20 protein-coding genes are annotated in these 16,348 nt (G+C 38.6%); 8 read left to right on the top strand and 12 right to left on the bottom strand.

Annotated elements, in window-relative coordinates:
* Positions 1 to 2 precede the first annotated feature (2 nt).
* Positions 3 to 362, bottom strand: coding sequence for a HesB/IscA family protein (locus AA0X71_RS05135; RefSeq protein ID WP_413359991.1), 360 nt, complete (start codon positions 360 to 362; stop codon positions 3 to 5).
* A gap of 244 nt (positions 363 to 606) precedes the next feature.
* Here AA0X71_RS05135 and AA0X71_RS05130 point away from each other — a divergent pair, with 244 nt between their 5' ends.
* Entirely contained in the window at positions 607 to 1,290 is a 684-nt protein-coding gene (locus tag AA0X71_RS05130; RefSeq protein WP_413359989.1) for a DUF2225 domain-containing protein, read from the top strand.
* Positions 1,291 to 1,332: 42 nt separating this feature from the next.
* On the opposite strand, the gene AA0X71_RS05125 is transcribed toward AA0X71_RS05130, so the two are convergent.
* On the bottom strand, positions 1,333 to 1,572 hold the full coding sequence (locus AA0X71_RS05125) for a YuzB family protein (protein ID WP_413359987.1): 240 nt from the start codon (positions 1,570 to 1,572) through the stop codon (positions 1,333 to 1,335).
* 324 nt (positions 1,573 to 1,896) lie between these two features.
* On the opposite strand from AA0X71_RS05125, the gene AA0X71_RS05120 reads away from it, so the two are divergent.
* Positions 1,897 to 2,964 (top strand): NAD(P)/FAD-dependent oxidoreductase, encoded by a 1,068-nt coding sequence (locus AA0X71_RS05120; RefSeq protein ID WP_413359984.1) that lies wholly within the window; start codon positions 1,897 to 1,899, stop codon positions 2,962 to 2,964.
* A gap of 47 nt (positions 2,965 to 3,011) precedes the next feature.
* On the opposite strand, the gene AA0X71_RS05115 is transcribed toward AA0X71_RS05120, so the two are convergent.
* Positions 3,012 to 3,341: a YuzD family protein gene (locus AA0X71_RS05115; protein WP_413359982.1), complete on the bottom strand. Its 330-nt coding sequence runs from the start codon at positions 3,339 to 3,341 to the stop codon at positions 3,012 to 3,014.
* A 229-nt stretch (positions 3,342 to 3,570) separates the two neighbouring features.
* Between AA0X71_RS05115 and AA0X71_RS05110 the strand changes: the two genes are divergently transcribed.
* On the top strand, positions 3,571 to 3,822 hold the full coding sequence (locus tag AA0X71_RS05110; protein ID WP_413359979.1) for a NifU family protein: 252 nt from the start codon (positions 3,571 to 3,573) through the stop codon (positions 3,820 to 3,822).
* A gap of 51 nt (positions 3,823 to 3,873) precedes the next feature.
* Here the strand turns inward: AA0X71_RS05110 and thrB are convergent, their stop codons facing one another.
* The 5 genes from thrB to yutH form a co-directional block, all read right to left on the bottom strand.
* Positions 3,874 to 4,785, bottom strand: coding sequence for a homoserine kinase (gene thrB / locus AA0X71_RS05105; protein WP_413359977.1), 912 nt, complete (start codon positions 4,783 to 4,785; stop codon positions 3,874 to 3,876).
* Positions 4,782 to 5,846: a threonine synthase gene (thrC, locus tag AA0X71_RS05100; protein WP_413359974.1), complete on the bottom strand. Its 1,065-nt coding sequence runs from the start codon at positions 5,844 to 5,846 to the stop codon at positions 4,782 to 4,784. The genes thrB and thrC overlap by 4 nt, the downstream gene beginning before the upstream one ends.
* Positions 5,843 to 7,141, bottom strand: a complete 1,299-nt coding sequence (locus AA0X71_RS05095) for a homoserine dehydrogenase (protein ID WP_413359972.1) — start codon at positions 7,139 to 7,141, stop codon at positions 5,843 to 5,845. Before AA0X71_RS05095 ends, thrC begins: the two co-directional genes overlap by 4 nt.
* Before the next feature lie 346 nt (positions 7,142 to 7,487).
* Positions 7,488 to 8,453 (bottom strand): 2-hydroxyacid dehydrogenase, encoded by a 966-nt coding sequence (locus tag AA0X71_RS05090; RefSeq protein ID WP_413359970.1) that lies wholly within the window; start codon positions 8,451 to 8,453, stop codon positions 7,488 to 7,490.
* A gap of 413 nt (positions 8,454 to 8,866) precedes the next feature.
* Positions 8,867 to 9,871 (bottom strand): spore coat putative kinase YutH, encoded by a 1,005-nt coding sequence (gene yutH, locus AA0X71_RS05085; RefSeq protein WP_413359967.1) that lies wholly within the window; start codon positions 9,869 to 9,871, stop codon positions 8,867 to 8,869.
* Between the two features lie 259 nt (positions 9,872 to 10,130).
* Between yutH and AA0X71_RS05080 the strand changes: the two genes are divergently transcribed.
* Positions 10,131 to 10,631: a phosphatidylglycerophosphatase A gene (locus tag AA0X71_RS05080; protein WP_413359965.1), complete on the top strand. Its 501-nt coding sequence runs from the start codon at positions 10,131 to 10,133 to the stop codon at positions 10,629 to 10,631.
* A gap of 165 nt (positions 10,632 to 10,796) precedes the next feature.
* On the opposite strand, the gene AA0X71_RS05075 is transcribed toward AA0X71_RS05080, so the two are convergent.
* The 3 genes from AA0X71_RS05075 to AA0X71_RS05065 all read right to left on the bottom strand — a co-directional run bounded on the left by AA0X71_RS05075 (position 10,797) and on the right by AA0X71_RS05065 (position 13,425).
* Positions 10,797 to 11,564 (bottom strand): TIGR01457 family HAD-type hydrolase, encoded by a 768-nt coding sequence (locus AA0X71_RS05075; protein WP_413359962.1) that lies wholly within the window; start codon positions 11,562 to 11,564, stop codon positions 10,797 to 10,799.
* Positions 11,565 to 11,658: 94 nt separating this feature from the next.
* On the bottom strand, positions 11,659 to 12,096 hold the full coding sequence (locus tag AA0X71_RS05070; protein WP_413359960.1) for a DUF86 domain-containing protein: 438 nt from the start codon (positions 12,094 to 12,096) through the stop codon (positions 11,659 to 11,661).
* Positions 12,097 to 12,123: 27 nt separating this feature from the next.
* Positions 12,124 to 13,425, bottom strand: a complete 1,302-nt coding sequence (locus AA0X71_RS05065) for an EAL domain-containing protein (RefSeq protein ID WP_413359958.1) — start codon at positions 13,423 to 13,425, stop codon at positions 12,124 to 12,126.
* Positions 13,426 to 13,672: 247 nt separating this feature from the next.
* Between AA0X71_RS05065 and glpX the strand changes: the two genes are divergently transcribed.
* The 3 genes from glpX (at position 13,673) to AA0X71_RS05050 (ending at position 15,302) form a co-directional block, all read left to right on the top strand.
* Positions 13,673 to 14,644, top strand: a complete 972-nt coding sequence (gene glpX, locus AA0X71_RS05060; protein WP_413359955.1) for a class II fructose-bisphosphatase — start codon at positions 13,673 to 13,675, stop codon at positions 14,642 to 14,644.
* Between the two features lie 25 nt (positions 14,645 to 14,669).
* On the top strand, positions 14,670 to 14,936 hold the full coding sequence (locus tag AA0X71_RS05055) for a DUF3055 domain-containing protein (RefSeq protein ID WP_413359953.1): 267 nt from the start codon (positions 14,670 to 14,672) through the stop codon (positions 14,934 to 14,936).
* Positions 14,937 to 15,047: 111 nt separating this feature from the next.
* Positions 15,048 to 15,302, top strand: coding sequence for a hypothetical protein (locus AA0X71_RS05050; protein WP_413359951.1), 255 nt, complete (start codon positions 15,048 to 15,050; stop codon positions 15,300 to 15,302).
* Positions 15,303 to 15,343: 41 nt separating this feature from the next.
* Here AA0X71_RS05050 and AA0X71_RS05045 read toward each other — a convergent pair whose 3' ends face one another.
* On the bottom strand, positions 15,344 to 15,619 hold the full coding sequence (locus tag AA0X71_RS05045) for a YutD family protein (protein WP_413359948.1): 276 nt from the start codon (positions 15,617 to 15,619) through the stop codon (positions 15,344 to 15,346).
* A 146-nt stretch (positions 15,620 to 15,765) separates the two neighbouring features.
* On the opposite strand from AA0X71_RS05045, the gene AA0X71_RS05040 reads away from it, so the two are divergent.
* Entirely contained in the window at positions 15,766 to 16,347 is a 582-nt protein-coding gene (locus AA0X71_RS05040; protein WP_413359945.1) for a YhcN/YlaJ family sporulation lipoprotein, read from the top strand.
* Position 16,348 lies beyond the last annotated feature (1 nt).

Genomic DNA, 16,348 nt, shown 5'->3' with positions numbered 1-16,348 from the left:
TATTAACAATTCTCTGGAGTTCCCACATTCTTCGCCGTTCTAAACGATGATCCACATCCGCAAGACGCAATCGCATTTGGATTGTCGATCGTAAAACCGCCTCCCATTAGGGATTGCTTGTAATCAATTTTTGTACCATTTAAGGCAGGTGCACTCTCTTTATCAACTAGAACTTGAATTCCATGCTGTTCAAATTCAGTGTCCCCTTCTTCCACTTCATGGGCAAAACCCATTCCGTACGACAAACCGCTACAGCCACCACCTTGGATCGCAACACGTAGGAAAGCTCCTTCTTCCTCATTTTCTTTCATCATATCTTTTATCTGCAAAGCTGCAGCTTCAGTAATGGTTACTACATCCATCTTTTTTCCCTCCTATTCTTTAGGATTCATTAAGTTAGGAAGTTATTTGCTCTTCCATTTTCCTTCTTACTATTAGTATATACAGCATGACAAAGTTCCTCAACTAACGTGCCTGATCCATTAAAGTTTTTTTATGGAAAATGAAATATAAATGGGTAAATAGTAATAGGGAGTTAGATGCGTTAATTGTCGAAAATTGCGATATAATGTAGACATATTAGTAAGCAAGAAAGGGTGAGGAGCTTTGACAAAATTACTTCCTTTATATGATAAAACACACGAATGCCTGATGTGTAAAAAAACGTTCACATCAAAGAAAGCTCGTTCCCGCTTTGTTAAAATGATCAAATATGACACTGATTTTTGTCCGCTCTATTCCAATGAGGGAGTTAACCCTTTATATTACTACGTAAAGGTTTGTCCACATTGTGGATTTTCATTTTCCGATGATTTCCTTCCTTTTTTCGCACCAGGAAGCAAAGAAGTCATTACAGAGAAGGTTTGCAACAATTGGGTTTCACAAGACTTTGGAGGAGAACGTGATGTTCAGTCTGCGATTCAGACACTCAAGCTTGCAGCATACTGTGGAACATTGAAAAAGGAAAAGCATATCAATCTTGCCGGCTTATATATAAGACTGGCTTGGCTTTATCGTGAAATAGATAATCAAGAGCAAGAACTGCGATTTACGAACTTAGCCTTGAAGGAATATATGGATTCCTATTCGGCAGATGATTTTAAAGGAACTCAAGTGACTGAAGTCCGTATGTTCTATTTAATAGGTGAATTATCAAGACGAACGAATAAAATCGACCAAGCTACAAGATACTTTTCAAAAGTAATTGAAAACCAGAAAAATACGACTGAAGCAACCACAGTCGAAATGGCAAAAGAGCGCTGGCATGAAATACGAGAAATGCGAAAATAGGAAAGTAAATAAAAGGTGGACCTTCAACGGCCACCTTATTTCCTATATCAACATATTCTCCTCTAAATATTGATAGATGTTTTCCACAAGTTGGTCTGGTGTTTCTCCTGTGACAACCTCCCCTTCTACTAATGCATAAAGAAATGCGGCACATTTGCCACAATAATTCAAACATCCGTACTCGATAATATCCAAATTTGGATCCCTTTCCAGTTGTTCTCTTGCTTTTTGAGAACCGCTTGCAAGGTTGCTAATACAAAATTCAATAATCGGCCTAATCAATCATTTCACCTCTAGACTTCCTTTTTCATATACTAAAATGGTGTTTTATTCCATATCATTCTTTGTGACATACTAATATCATATATTAGATAACTTTAACATGATTTCTTTATTATTTTAGTAAAATATTCGAAATTTTGCCATGAATATGTTGTGATTTTGTCACAATTTCGTTATACTTTGAATGAACTTTATAGCGTTTCCTCATAAAATGGGAACTTCGATTTAATAGACAGATAGCTTTTATATGAAAATTCGAATAGCACTTATTTTGGCTTCAGCAACAGAATTCAACAATAGAGTTGCATAAAGGGGATATTCAATATGAAAAATCTAGTGATTTTAGGTGGAGGGTATGGGGGAATGAGAATCCTCGCTCGTCTCTTACCAAATGAACTTCCAGAAGACATATCCATCACCTTAATCGATCGCACACCTTATCACTGCCTTAAAACAGAATACTATGCGCTTGCAGCTGGGACCATCTCAGATCAACATATCCGCGTTCCTTTTCCTGAACATTCTAGATTAAACATTCATTACGGTGAAGTAACCGAAATCAATCTTCAGGAAAATAAGGTTTATTTAAAAGATGATGAGCCAGTCTCTTATGACGATTTAGTGATCGGATTAGGCTGTGAAGATAAGTATCATAATGTACCTGGTGCTAAAGAGTCTACTTACAGTATTCAGTCCATTGAAAAATCAAGACAGACTTATCAGGCCCTAAATAATCTTCCACCCGGTTCCGTTGTTAGTATTGTCGGAGCTGGTTTAAGTGGCGTTGAATTAGCAAGCGAGCTTAATGAGAGTCGCCCAGATCTAAAAGTCAAATTGTTCGATAGAGGAAATCATATTCTTTCTGCATTCCCAGTCCGTCTCAGTACGTATGTGGAAAATTGGTTTGATAATCATAATGTAGAAATCATTAACAATTCTAACATTACTAGAGTGGAAGAGGATACGCTCTATAACCATCATGAACCGATTCACAGCGATATTGTCGTTTGGACGGCTGGAATCCAACCGAATAAAATCGTTCGTGAGATGAATGTAGAAAAGGATAGACAAGGCAGGATTATATTGACTCCACATCATAATCTTCCTGATAATGAACATGTTTATGTAGTAGGAGACTGTGCCAGCTTACCGCATGCTCCTAGCGCTCAGCTTGCCGAGGGACAAGCTGAACAAATTGTCGACATCTTATTAAAACGTTGGAATAATCAAGAACTTCCAGAACAACTACCGACAATTAAGCTAAAAGGGGTCCTCGGCTCCCTTGGGAAGAAACATGGCTTTGGTCTAGTCGCAGATCGCCCGATTACTGGACGTGTAGCCCGATTATTAAAATCCGGGATTCTTTGGATGTACAAATATCATAACGGTTAAGGCCGAATAAATTGACACTGTTCTTAATCGAACAGTGTCAATTTATTTTAAGCCTCTGCCTGATAACCGTACTTCTCCATAGATGCGAATATCGTCTTAAGTCGAGGATTCCCTTCTCCTACGATCTCATCTTCAATTAGAACGACTGGATAAAACATATCCTCATCCACAACTCTTTGGGCAAATTCTTTTCTTAATTCATCCTCGGGTGGATTGTAAATATCCACATATGAGATATGAAAATCCTGTTTAGGAAATTTTCTACTAATAGCTGCTTCTAACCACTCAAATGTCTCTTTTGATGAAGGTAGATTGATACAGCTTGGGCAAAGCTGCTCTGCCCCATATATCACAATATCGACACATTTATTAACCATGTATGTTCCCCCTTTGCTACCTAAGAATATTCTACAATAAGGGATCATAAATTTCATCCTCTCCGCTTCATTTCAAGCTTGTACCGCTCTCAATCATAAATGACATGATTGAGAAAACAACATGCTAAAAGAGAAAACCTCAAGAATGACCTTTTATTGGAAATGTTCAATATTGGATTTCATGCTTTTTCAATAGATTTTTTGAGAGAGAGAGATTATAATAAGTATTATGAAAGGAGCGATTAAGATGGCAGAGCAAATGTTTGAACAAGTACAAGATGTATTAGATAAATTACGTCCATTCCTTCTTCGTGACGGTGGGGACTGTGAATTAGTAGATGTAGACGAGGGTATTGTAAAATTACGTTTATTAGGTGCATGTGGTTCTTGCCCAAGTTCTACAATCACTTTAAAGGCTGGTATTGAGCGTGCTCTTTTAGAGGAAGTACCAGGAGTAGTAGAAGTAGAACAAGTATTCTAATCTTGGCTACAAAAAAGCGATCTCGCCCATGTGAGATCGCTTTTTTTTATATTATACACATTTTTGTACTTGTACCCTGCTACCTCCTTGATCAATTTCAAGCTGGCAGTAGGACATATTTGAATCCAATTCCTTTAAAACGTCTAGAAGCTGTTTCCCTTTTCCTTTTTCAGAACAGCAAATAACGGTTGGTCCAGCTCCACTTAGCGCAACACCAAACGCCCCTGATTTATAAGCCAGTTCCTCAATTTCAGCTAAATGAGGGATAAGCTTTCTCCGATAGGGCTGATGATATAAATCCTTTTTCATCATTTTCCCCGCTAATGCGTAATCTTTATTTAGAAGTGCTGCCACCATTACATTGGCAAGTGCTCCCGCCTTCACAGCTTCTGAATAGGGGAGTTCAGACGGAAGAACATTACGTGAATCTTTTGTAAGAAGCTCAAGTTTTGGAATGACTGCTATTAAATCGAAATCTATCGAACGCTCGACAACAGCCACGACTTCATCATCCATCTGACTTCCAATAACTAGTCCCCCAAACAATGATGCACCTACATTATCTGGATGCCCCTCGATTTCAGTAGCAATCTTGAATTTCTCTTCATTTGTTAATTTCAAATTACCCATAACATTGGCCAGTTCAATCCCTGCAATAATAGCTGCAGCACTTGAGCCCAATCCTCTTGCTAAAGGAATATCACTGGACATTTTCACCTTACAACATGGCAAGCTTGTTTGGAAAAGCTCGGCTGTTTTTAAGGCAATCTGGATAATATAATTGCTGTCATCGGTTGGAAATACCTCTAATTCCTTCGACTCCATGACCACTTCCCAAGAGTTGGAGCGCTCTACCTCTAGAGATAAAAATAAATTTAGCGCCAAACCGATCGAATCAAAGCCTGGTCCAAGATTAGCTGTACTTCCTGGAACTCGAATCGTCACCATGTCATATTCATTCATGAGTGAACCACTCCCCGAATATGATGCGCCACGGCCTCCTCATCATTCGGAAGTAAAACTGGCTTAATCGTGCTATAGTCAATCGCCGTGTTCGGATCCTTTAAACCATTCCCTGTTAAAATAGCAACGATCTTACTTCCTTTAGCAATTTTCCCATTTTGAATATGCTTATACACTCCTGCTAATGATGCACATGACCCCGGTTCTGCAAACACGCCTTCTGTACTGGCGATTTTTTTATAAGCAGCGATAATTTCATCATCACTCACCTCATCAATCGTTCCAGCAGATTCTTCCGCCGCAGCAGTTGCAAGATGCCAACTCGCTGGGTTTCCAATCCGAATTGCTGTCGCTATCGTTTCTGGATTTTCAAAGACGCGGTTATGAACGATTGCCGCTGCGCCCTCTGCCTCAAAGCCATGCATTTTCGGTAGCCCTGTCTTTTTCACAGCATCATATTCTTTAAACCCTTTCCAATAAGCACTAATATTGCCCGCATTCCCTACTGGGATGGCTAATACATCAGGGGCTGTTCCACCAAGCTGATCACAAATTTCAAATGCTCCCGTTTTTTGTCCCTCTAGCCGATATGGATTTACTGAATTGACCAGAGCGACTGGTTCTTTTTCGCTAATATTCCGTACCATTTTCAACGCTTCATCAAAGTTGCCTTCGATTGAAATAATCTCAGCCCCATACATGACCGCCTGTGCGAGCTTTCCCATCGCAATTTTCCCTTCAGGAATGACAACAATACATCTCATCCCTGCTCTAGCAGCATAAGCAGCAGCTGCAGCTGACGTGTTCCCTGTGGAGGCACAGATGACCGTATCACTGCCTTCTTCCTTTGCCTTGGCTACAGCCATGACCATTCCTCTGTCTTTAAAAGACCCAGTTGGATTCGTTCCTTCGGTCTTCACATATAGCTCGACTCCCCATTCCTCTGAAAGTCGATCAAGCTTGATTAAAGGGGTATTTCCTTCATTTAAGGTTAGTTTTGGTGTTTTTTCGTTAACTGGTAAAAATGCTTGATATTCTTCTAATAACCCTTTCCACCTCATGAATGGCCATTCCCTTCTACTCGATAAGAGCTCTTGATTTGATGAACAGATGGTAATACTTCTAATTTTGCTAAAATCCCCTCAAAATCTTCGAGAGAAGTTGAATGTGTGACAATGACGATTTCTGACAACCCTTTTTCCTTCACAGGTAGTTGGAGAATCTTCTCAAAGCTCACCCCTTGTTCGGAAAAAATCGTTGTAATATTGGCAAGTACGCCCACTTTATCTTTAACATGAAATCTTAAGAAATACTTTGAAAGAATTTCATTCCGCTCTTTTAGTTTCTTTTCGTATTGTGGTGAGATGATACTTTTTCCATTTACTCCTAGTACCATGTTTTTCATAACCACGACTAAGTCAGAGACAATCGAAGTTGCTGTTGGAAGACTTCCTGCCCCTGGACCATAAAACATCGTTTCACCGACCGCTTCTCCATAGACATAAACAGCATTATATTCATCATTTACTGATGCTAACGGATGGGTATCAGCTAATAAAGTTGGCTGCACACTTACCTCGACTTTATCATTTTCAACTTGAGCGATTCCTATCAGTTTCATTGTATAACCAAGCTGTTTGGCATATTGAAGGTCTCTTTCTGTTATCGTCGTAATCCCTTGAACTCTGACATCGTCCAAGTCAATCTTCATGGAAAAACCGAGTGTCGCCAATATCGCCATTTTTCTCGCTGCATCTAGACCTTCCACATCTGAAGTGGGATCTGCTTCCGCATAGCCTAGTTGCTGGGCTTCTTTTAGAACATCTTCATAAGCACTCCCCTGTTTGCTCATCTTCGTTAAAATAAAATTCGTCGTTCCATTTACGATTCCCATCATCTTCGTTATATGATCAGAAGATAAGCCATCAACTAAACTTCTTAAAATTGGAATCCCACCAGCTACACTGGCTTCATAGAAGAGGTCACAACCATTCTCAATCGCAAATGAAAGAAGTTCAGAACCATGAAGGGCCATCAGATCCTTGTTGGCTGTCACGACATGCTTTTTATTTTTGAGAGCCTGAATGAGTGCTTTTCTTGTTTCTTCAACACCACCCATAACTTCGATCACAACATCAATTTCAGGACTGTTTATGACGTCTTCAACATTGGTGGTCAAGAGCGTTGGATCAATCGTTACAGCCCTCTCTTTATTTATATCTTTTACAAGTACTTTTTTTATTTGAATTGGGCGTCCAATTTGATGCATGAGCTTTTCCTGATGATTTTCAACTATTTGCACCACTCCTGAACCGACCGTCCCAAGCCCTAATAATCCAATTGATATTGGTTCCATTTCGATCCCCTTCCTGCTTTGTTCTTCTTAAAAAGACAAATGTATTTGTATAGTAGACATTATAGATGGAGTTGACTTATTTTACAATAGAATTTTTCGAATTGATCAAAAATCTTAATGTCTAGTATACCTCAAATTTTCACAGTTCGCATAATTTTCTTATTGTTCTGGAGATAGCGTTTCCCCACTAAAACGGTTTTATTTTGCTCATAATGTTCGACATAAAACAAGACTACTATTCATTTTTATAAATGTTACAATCAATAAATCAGTGTGTAGAGATCTTTGTACCCAACTTCAATAAAAATAAGCAGTCCAATATTGGGCTGCTTATACTAGTTGTACATTATTTATTTACATGTGTTTTCGGTTCTTCGCCTGAGAGAATAAGATCGATATTTTCAACACAAAGATTCATCATCTTCATTCTTGTTTCAATCGACGCACTGCCAATATGGGGAATGGCCACGACATTCGAAAGAGTTAATAAAGGATGTGTTTGCTTGATTGGCTCTTTATCAAATACATCTAATCCTGCAGCAGCAATATCACCTTCTTTTAAGGCCTCATAAAGCTCTTGTTCATTTACTACAGGTCCTCGCGAAGCATTCACAAAAACGGCTGTCTTTTTCATACGTTTGAAAACATCCCTCGTAAAGAGATCTTTCGTTTCTGCTGTAAGAGGGGTTAAACAGACAACAAAATCAGAGCGTTCAACTAACTCATCAAATGAGCAATATGTAGCGCCTAGCTCGTTTTCAACTTCCATTTTTCGTGAACGATTATGATATAGAATCTCCATATCAAAACCAGTTGCTCTTTTGGCAACAGCTGAACCAATACTTCCCATGCCAACAATTCCAATTGTTTTATGATGAATATCATGTCCTGCTAAGAGAAGTGGGCTCCAGCTTTTCCATTGGCCTGCCTTGATGAATTCAGCCCCTTCCACAATTCTTCTTGCCGTTGCCATCAATAATCCGAAGGTTAAGTCTGCCGTTGAATCGGTTAAGACATCTGGAGTATTACAGATCGCTACTCCACGTCTAGTAGCAGCTTCAATATCAATATTATCGTATCCTACTGCTAAGTTAGCCACGACCTTTAATTGCTCCCCAGCAGAAAGTAATTCCTCATCAATTTGATCAGACAGCATCGTCAATAAAGCATCAGCTTTACTTGCTTCTTCTAAAAGAAGCGAGCGAGGCACAATGACGTCCTCCTTATCCCACATTCTCACTTCATATTTTTCACGTAATGGTGCTACTACTTCTTCTGGTAATTTTCTTGTAATATAAACGAATGGCTTCATCTGCTGCTCCTTTGTATTTATGTTTTTCCCTAATTTCCATTAGCTCATAGAAAAAGGAAGGCTCTTTTTTTCATTATACTTTTTTACAGTCATTAACTCCAAGAATTCCCATCAAAAAATTAAGAGAAATGGAACATTCATGAAACATACTTTCTTCTCCGCCAACCACACACCTTGTCTCATGAACCTCTCATGTGACATACTTTTCTCTCTCCCAACCAAAACTCTTGTCTCATTAGAACTCCTCATGCTTCATGTGGCATACTATCCCGATGGTTTAGTAAAGGTATGGAAGAATGCTTGTTTTGGGAGGGGGCGGAATCTGATTATCGGTATTTCTAAGGTTAATCCCCCCGTCGCTTCAGTACATTCTTTAGTTATTGAGGGTAAATCAACAAATAAAACAAGAGTGGCTATTTCGCTAGCCACTCTACAATTGGAATTTGATACCTTCTTATGGGTGCTCCTGCAAGTGTGTAAAAGTCTCGTAAAAACTCTTCATATTCCTGGGATTGCGCTAAAAACTTTTTCAACTTCTCCTCTTGCATGAGTTTCACTTGCTCTGATGAGGTCGTATAGTATTCTTCCACGCAATCCATATAGTGCAGAGGAAATAATAGGCGTGAAAATAATAACCTCCATGAAAATGAAGAAAGGGTGGAAACGCTGGCATAGTCCTGATAAAACTGACGGACATCAGGTTCATACGTTTTTATATTTTGAAAATATCGTTCTCGGGTCCATTCAGCTAAATCTCTTGTACAATGATCAAACACCCAATCAAATGGATTTCTCAATGTTCCGCTGTCTCCCCAAGTTCTCGAGGAAAAATGAAGATGGCAGACAGTTCCACTATCAACAGCTAGAGGTTCATCATCCTGCTCTGTGTCATTTAAGTATTGAATCGCATTTTCCGCAAGTCCCATATAATAGGGAAAAGATTCTATAAACAATCTCACAAAATCGTTTTCTGGTGACTGAAACAACTGCTCATTCCAAACCTTCTCCATTTGATCCAGTCTCTGTTCCCAAAACGATTTCCACATGCCAATTCGACTGATATGTTTGACTTCAAAAGGAACCGTTCTACCCCTGTAATGAAATTTAGCTAATTTCCTGCCTACTCTTTTAATTGCTCGTTCAGTTACATCCTTCTTTAACACACAAAAGCGTTGGTTTTCCAATTCTACAAACGTTTCTCCCTCATTTGTCTTTAAAAATTGGCAAACGGAAGAATCTCCATAATTGACAAGGTGTATCGTAAGTTGTTCCAATTCTGAAAGACTCGTTTCGTCCACATTTGTAACCGGAACGAGAAAATATAGATTTTGCTGATCGCGACATGCATCATATGGTCCTAACTTAAATTGATCTTGTATGCTAATTCCATAATATTGTTGAATGATTTGTTGAAGCATTTTTCTCTCACCTACCGCCTCATTTGTCCTTATCAAATGTATATGTAACCCTTCTCGGAATATTGTTTTTTTGTTATCATTTGCTTGATTTATGCAAAATAGGAAGTGACATGATATGATGTACTTAGTTTTAGTTAACAAGTAATTCAGCGATGATTAAACAACACCGTATTGCATATCCTAACGTAATAAGAAATTTCCTCCAACATCGAACATTCAACTAGGGATATACATAATATTTTTAAAAAGGGTGAAGCAGATGTCTGAAGAAAAAAATGTGGATATTGTAGAAGAAACGGCAAGAAAATGGTTGGCTGAGAGAGGCATTAAGATTCAAGATATCGCCGACCTGGTTTATTACCTTCAAGAAAAGTATCACCCAAATTTACAGATGGAAGATTGTATCGAGAATGTAGAAAGGGTGCTCTCAAAAAGGGAAGTTCAAAACGCTGTCTTAACTGGCATCCAGCTAGATATGTTAACAGATAAAGGATTATTAGAGGAACCTCTGCAGTCGATGCTTGCGATAGACGAGAGCCTGTATGGGGTTGATGAAATATTGGCTTTCTCAATTGTCAACGTTTATGGCTCGATTGGATTTACCAATTACGGGTTTATTGACAAAATGAAGCCTGGCATATTAGCGGATCTCAATGATAAATCTAGTGGAAAATGCCATACCTTCCTCGATGATATTGTTGGAGCGATTGCCGCGGCTGCTTCAAGTCGTTTGGCCCATCGTGCTGCGAATACAGAATGACAATATGAAAAAGGCGGGGTGCCTTCCGCCTTTTTTGGTTTTCGCCGATATAATTGATTATTCGCCGAAATATTCTATTTTTCACCGAAATATTCCGATTTTCGCCGATAAAATCATTTTTTTGCCGATATATCAAAATAAACACCGATATAGGCAACATTTCTCTTACTTAAAATCCCAATCTGCTAGTGAATCGACGACATATGTTGGTTTAATCTCAATAGAAGGTAAATGTTCCTTTTTCGTAACCCCGGTATGGACCAATAATGTGTCCATTCCTGCATTAATTCCTGCTAAAATGTCGGTATCGTAATTATCTCCAACCATAATCGTGTCTTCCTTAGTCGTTCCAAGTACAGCTAGGGCTTGTTCCATAATAATCGATTCTGGCTTGCCGATAAAAATCGGTTTTGTTTGTGTGGAAACGGTAATAACAGAAGTAAGAGAGCCATTTCCAGGGAGTAGTCCTTTTTCTGTTGGGATCGCTATATCTCCATTCGTAGAAATATAAGTGGCTCCATTTCTCACCGCTAAGCATCCAATTGCTAATTTCTCGTAGCTAATATCCCGATCAATCCCTACCACGACTACGTCCGCATTCTCCTCTGCTAAACGAAACCCCTTTTCAGAGATCGCTGTTTTAATCCCCTCTTCTCCAATGACATAGATAGAAGCATCTTGATTAAGATCATAGATGTAATTAGCCGTTGCTTGGCTTGTGGTGAAAACCTGCTCGTCCTCCGTCGGGATCGAAAAAGCTCTCAATTTTTCAGCGACCTGTTCAGGTGTTCGGGAAGAATTATTTGTTACAAACAGGAATGGAATATTCATTTCCCTCAGTTTTTTCACGAAATCTCTCGCTTCTTCAATAAGCTCTGTTCCTCTATACATCGTTCCATCTAAATCAATCAAATAACCTTTATATTTGTTCAACTTTTCTCACTCCTACGAAGAATCACTCATATTGTCTCACTGGATTTCCCAAAATGCAAAAACGCCCCTGCAAGAGCGCTTTTATGTTTGCGTTTTAATTTCTGAAGGCTGATACCGGTCCTAGCTCATTCAGTAAATATTGCTGTACATTAGGTGAAAACTTTTTCAATGTTTCAAGCTCTTGACGAAATACATGTTGCAGTTCTTTATGAGATATTTCTGTATAGTTTTGCACGAGCATTTTACGATATATAAGGACCTTTTTTAAGCCTTTACTCATTTCCACGGTAATGACCTTTTCATCTTCTAAAATGTCGATAATATCCTCATAACTTCCAGGGTCACGCATAATAAAACCGTCAATCATTGCATTTCCAACATCTAATATACCTTCTATCACGGTATGACAAACCCTTTCAAGGGCTGCTTTTTCAATAGCAGTTTCCCACTCGTTTTTTTCCTCAAAAAGAGATAATTGCTGTTCTACATATACTAATATGCTCTCTATTTTCTCACGATCGACAAAGTACATTTGTTCCAATCCTTTCATGAAAAAAAGTTAACAGGATGCTAAGCTTTTTTGTAAGGAATCTGGTCTGGCAAAGAAATATCCTTGAGCCAAGTCAACATTATTCCTTGACAAGACGGACGCCTCTCCAGCATTTTCTATTCCTTCGGCAACTACAAGAGAACCTGTTTCTTTTGCTACTAATAATAATCCTTTTAACATCGATTCTTTGACAGAATTCTTATCAATATCTTGGATAACGGAACGATCAATTTTGATAATATCAGGCATAATGGCACTAATTGTATTTAGACTTGCATAACCTGAGCCCGTATCGTCCACTGCGATTTGAAATCCCATCATACGCAATGCTTTAATATTATCTAACAGGAGTTCAATCCCTTCAATCGAATCACGTTCTGTTATTTCAATGGTAAATTGGCTTGGGGGGATGTTTTTATATCGTTCCAACAACTTATTCAAATCACCGATAAACGTTTTACTTCCTAGAGATATAGGTGTGAAATTAACAAAAATGGCATGCTTACAAGCCGTTTTATGAATTTGCTCAAATGTTTTTTCTAGCACGATCATCTCTAAATCGTACAAATAATCGGTTTGCCTTGCGACTGAGAATAAGGTCAACGGACTCTCATATGGGGTATTTTTTGGTCCACGGGTCAGCATTTCCCACGCGCGAACCGCCTTTGATTCAACATCGATAATCGGCTGGGCAAGAAGACTAATGTCTTTTTGGACAACTATTTTTCGAATCATATATAGCATTTCATTAAATTCAGTATCCACTCGTTTTTCAGCCATGGCTAAAGCCTGTTGATGGGCTTTATAAATTGCTTCCTGAATAGAATAATGTTTCTTTTCGATAAACATATAACCTGACTCAAACTGTGGTTGAACGACAGGGAAAGATTCCTTCAATTTTTGCTCAACTTCTTTTGTCACTTTACTCAAGGCTGCATCGATTTCTACTACACAGCTTCGATTATGATCCACTTTTAAAAATAAGGTAAATCCATCACTAAAGTGATCATGAAGGACTAATACATCATCATCAGAAAGTTCTTGTTGAACTACCTGACGAAGGGTGCTTTTCAGCTCCTTACTAAAAGAATGACAGTAGTCTTCACCGAGTTGGTATTTTAATTCCTTTAAATTATTGATGTTGAACACTAATATTGCAACCTCGTATCCTTGCTTAAAGGCCGATTTTACCCCTTCGACAACAGGATTTCTGACGATAAATTGTGGGGGGAAATAACGTAACCTTCTAAATGGCAAAACAATTTTCGCCCATTTTAGAACATTCGAACCAATTTTTTTAAGGTGAGCCAATGGGATCAGTCCTCTCAAGTGTTCACATCGGTGATAAAGCTATTGTAGCACAATTTTGCTTTTGCGTATATTTTCCTTCGCTGTTAAAGTCTACTATTTTTTTGCACGAAGTTGTGAATCATTTGTCACGAATAGGAATGTTTACAGGGCTATTTTTTGTTAATATAAAGTAGTAAATTGATTTCACAATGCACCAGTGTACATGATGAAATTGACGAATGTACCTGAATTGAATGGAGGAAAAGCTTTGGAACGTGAGCTAGCATTGGAAATTGTCCGAGTAACCGAAGCTGCAGCCCTAGCATCTGCAGGATGGATGGGTAGAGGGAAGAAAAACGAAGCAGATGAAGCGGCTACAAATGCGATGAGGAAAATGTTTGATTCTGTCAATATGGACGGAATCGTTGTCATTGGAGAAGGTGAACTAGATGAGGCACCAATGCTTTATATTGGGGAACGTCTTGGAACAAAGAACGGACCAAAGGTTGATATTGCAGTCGATCCGTTAGAAGGAACGAATATTGTGGCAAAAGGACATAATAATGCCATGGCGGTTATTGCAATTGCTGATAAAGGAACATTGCTCCATGCACCAGATATGTATATGGAAAAAATCGCTGTCGGAAAACAAGCGGCTGGGAAAATTAGCCTATTAGACCCAATTGAAAAAACAATCGAGATTGTCGCTCAAGCCAACAATAAGCGTGTTCAAGATTTAACCGTTATTATTCAAGAACGAGAACGTCATGATGAATTAATTGAACGTATTAGAGCGAAAGGTGCTCGTGTAAAGCTATTTGGTGACGGAGATGTCGGTGCAGCGATTGCGACTGCTTTACCACAAACCGGGGTCGATTTATTCGTAGGAATTGGCGGTGCCCCTGAAGGCGTTATTTCTGCCGCGGCATTGAAAGCACTCGGTGGTGATATGCAAGCGCGATTAATTCCTTCTACTCTGGAAGAAGAGGCCCGATGCATCAAGATGGGACTTGCCGATCCGAGACAATTATTATTACTAAAGGATTTAGTTTCTGGTGATGATGCCATTTTTGCGGCAACAGGCGTTTCCAACGGAGAATTGCTTAATGGAGTTCGGTTTCTTGGTGGGGATTTAGCTGAAACGGATTCTATTGTGATGCGTAGTAAAACAAGAACGGTCCGATACATAAAAACTCATCATCATCTTGAGAGCAAACCACATTTACTTATGTTCACATAGCTTTTAGAATCAAAGGAGGGGTATCATGTCTGAAAAATTTTTTCTTTATAATGATTTAATTGATACAAAAACACGCTTTGTCAGTTTTATGGGAGAAAATAATCGCTTTGATTTAGCTATTCTACAATCCGATCGTCATTATGGAAAACAAATTGTTCTCGATATGCAAGGTAGCCGTTTTGCTATTATTGGTCCAGATGATTTAAAAGAAGAGGGCTATTTAGAATATGCTTTCCAATTATCAGAAGAAGATGCTGAAGAACTAAGACAATTTTTATATGAAATTGTGTGATTTTTACCAACTAGAGGTTGTCCAAGTGGGCACCTCTTTTTTTTCGGGTAAAACTTACCTCTCTTCTCTCAAAATAATTAGCAAATAATAAGAGTAAAGGAGTGAATCTACATGAATGATGATGAATCTTATCGAGACTTTTCAAATGTGGAAAAGCAACGGGAAGTTTTAAATACAGAAGAATTTCCAGATGGTCCATACGGGTCACCGATTAATCAGGATAAACCCGTCGAAAATAAAGCAGGTCCTTGGGAGGAAGGTCAGCGTTCTAACAGTGGATTTACGTATGAAAACAGAACTCTTCATGAAGATATGCCAAGACAAATGGAAGGGTCCCACCCGACTCACGACAAAGAGGATGAATAGAAGAAAAAGAGCGATCAGTGTGTCCCGCACTGGATCGCTCTTTAGCCCTGAACTTTTTTCAAAACGAAATACGAACAGCCAAAATTACAAAACTCATAAATGTATTCCGTCAACGTACTAATTTTTGTATCGAAAGTGGCCTTTTGATTTTTGTCATCATAAAATCCCTTTAGGCGAAGCTGGCCATAACCCCAATCGCCTACTATATAATCATATTTACTTAAAATATCACTATATCTGCCTTGGAAAGCTTCTTCGTTAAAGCCCTCTCCTCTTTCTTCAATGATCTCATAGCCAATGTTACTGATGCAGATCATACCCATCACCTCTTTTTGACACACTATGTTTCCATTATATACTGTCTTCCATCTTTTTCACAATAAGTGCAATTTGCGAACTAGATTAAATTACTAAGAAAAAAAATTCAACTATTGCTCATACTACAAATGTGGAGGTGTAGGTTATGAATAAAATTTCCCTATTAGTTAGTCTTGGTTGCCTGCTTCTGGTAACTGGATGTAATAATGATGATTCAGCTGTGGAAGGGCTTTATAACGAAAGTGGAAATACCATTAATGTCAATGATCAACGTGCAGATATTTATAATGAACATGGGAAGAATAAATCTGAAGATTTCGGTTATGTTCGTCATCAAAAAGCACCAATTATCGGTTCAAACGTTTCAAATGATCATTATGAACCAATGGACAGAGAGAAGACCGCAGATACGATTAGTAAACTTTGCACTGATCTCCCACATGTTGATGATGTTTCTACCCTTGTCACAGGAGAAGAAGTCATCGTTGTCTACGACACAGAGTCTGACAATCGTAATCTAACAGCCGATCAGGTAAAAAAAACAGCTATGTCTGTTGTGCCACGCTGGTTTGATATTTATGTGACCGATAATACCGCTTTACGTAAAAATGTCGAAAGCTATGCAACAATGGATTCAGATAGCAAAAAAATTGAATACGCCCTTAACGAACTCATTAAGGAAATCAAAAAATCCCCTCAAGGTAATAATGACGACAACAACCAATAAA

Source organism: Robertmurraya phoenicis, assembly GCF_047302285.1.
Lineage (GTDB): Bacteria > Bacillota > Bacilli > Bacillales > Cytobacillaceae > Robertmurraya.
The sequence above is the reverse complement of the archived record's forward strand: the minus strand, read 5'-3'. Positions and strand labels throughout refer to the sequence as shown.

Excerpts from the sequence above, each read along its gene's own strand:
- AA0X71_RS05135 (WP_413359991.1), bottom strand. The coding sequence starts at position 362 with ATGGATGTAGTAACCATTACTGAAGCTGCAGCTTTGCAGATAAAAGAT.
- AA0X71_RS05120 (WP_413359984.1), top strand. The coding sequence starts at position 1,897 with ATGAAAAATCTAGTGATTTTAGGTGGAGGGTATGGGGGAATGAGAATC.
- AA0X71_RS05115 (WP_413359982.1), bottom strand. The coding sequence starts at position 3,341 with ATGGTTAATAAATGTGTCGATATTGTGATATATGGGGCAGAGCAGCTT.
- AA0X71_RS05110 (WP_413359979.1), top strand. The coding sequence starts at position 3,571 with ATGAAAGGAGCGATTAAGATGGCAGAGCAAATGTTTGAACAAGTACAA.
- thrB (WP_413359977.1), bottom strand. The coding sequence starts at position 4,785 with ATGAATGAATATGACATGGTGACGATTCGAGTTCCAGGAAGTACAGCT.
- thrC (WP_413359974.1), bottom strand. The coding sequence starts at position 5,846 with ATGAGGTGGAAAGGGTTATTAGAAGAATATCAAGCATTTTTACCAGTT.
- AA0X71_RS05095 (WP_413359972.1), bottom strand. The coding sequence starts at position 7,141 with ATGGAACCAATATCAATTGGATTATTAGGGCTTGGGACGGTCGGTTCA.
- AA0X71_RS05090 (WP_413359970.1), bottom strand. The coding sequence starts at position 8,453 with ATGAAGCCATTCGTTTATATTACAAGAAAATTACCAGAAGAAGTAGTA.
- yutH (WP_413359967.1), bottom strand. The coding sequence starts at position 9,871 with ATGCTTCAACAAATCATTCAACAATATTATGGAATTAGCATACAAGAT.
- AA0X71_RS05080 (WP_413359965.1), top strand. The coding sequence starts at position 10,131 with ATGTCTGAAGAAAAAAATGTGGATATTGTAGAAGAAACGGCAAGAAAA.
- AA0X71_RS05070 (WP_413359960.1), bottom strand. The coding sequence starts at position 12,096 with ATGTACTTTGTCGATCGTGAGAAAATAGAGAGCATATTAGTATATGTA.
- AA0X71_RS05055 (WP_413359953.1), top strand. The coding sequence starts at position 14,670 with ATGTCTGAAAAATTTTTTCTTTATAATGATTTAATTGATACAAAAACA.
- AA0X71_RS05050 (WP_413359951.1), top strand. The coding sequence starts at position 15,048 with ATGAATGATGATGAATCTTATCGAGACTTTTCAAATGTGGAAAAGCAA.
- AA0X71_RS05045 (WP_413359948.1), bottom strand. The coding sequence starts at position 15,619 with ATGATCTGCATCAGTAACATTGGCTATGAGATCATTGAAGAAAGAGGA.
- AA0X71_RS05040 (WP_413359945.1), top strand. The coding sequence starts at position 15,766 with ATGAATAAAATTTCCCTATTAGTTAGTCTTGGTTGCCTGCTTCTGGTA.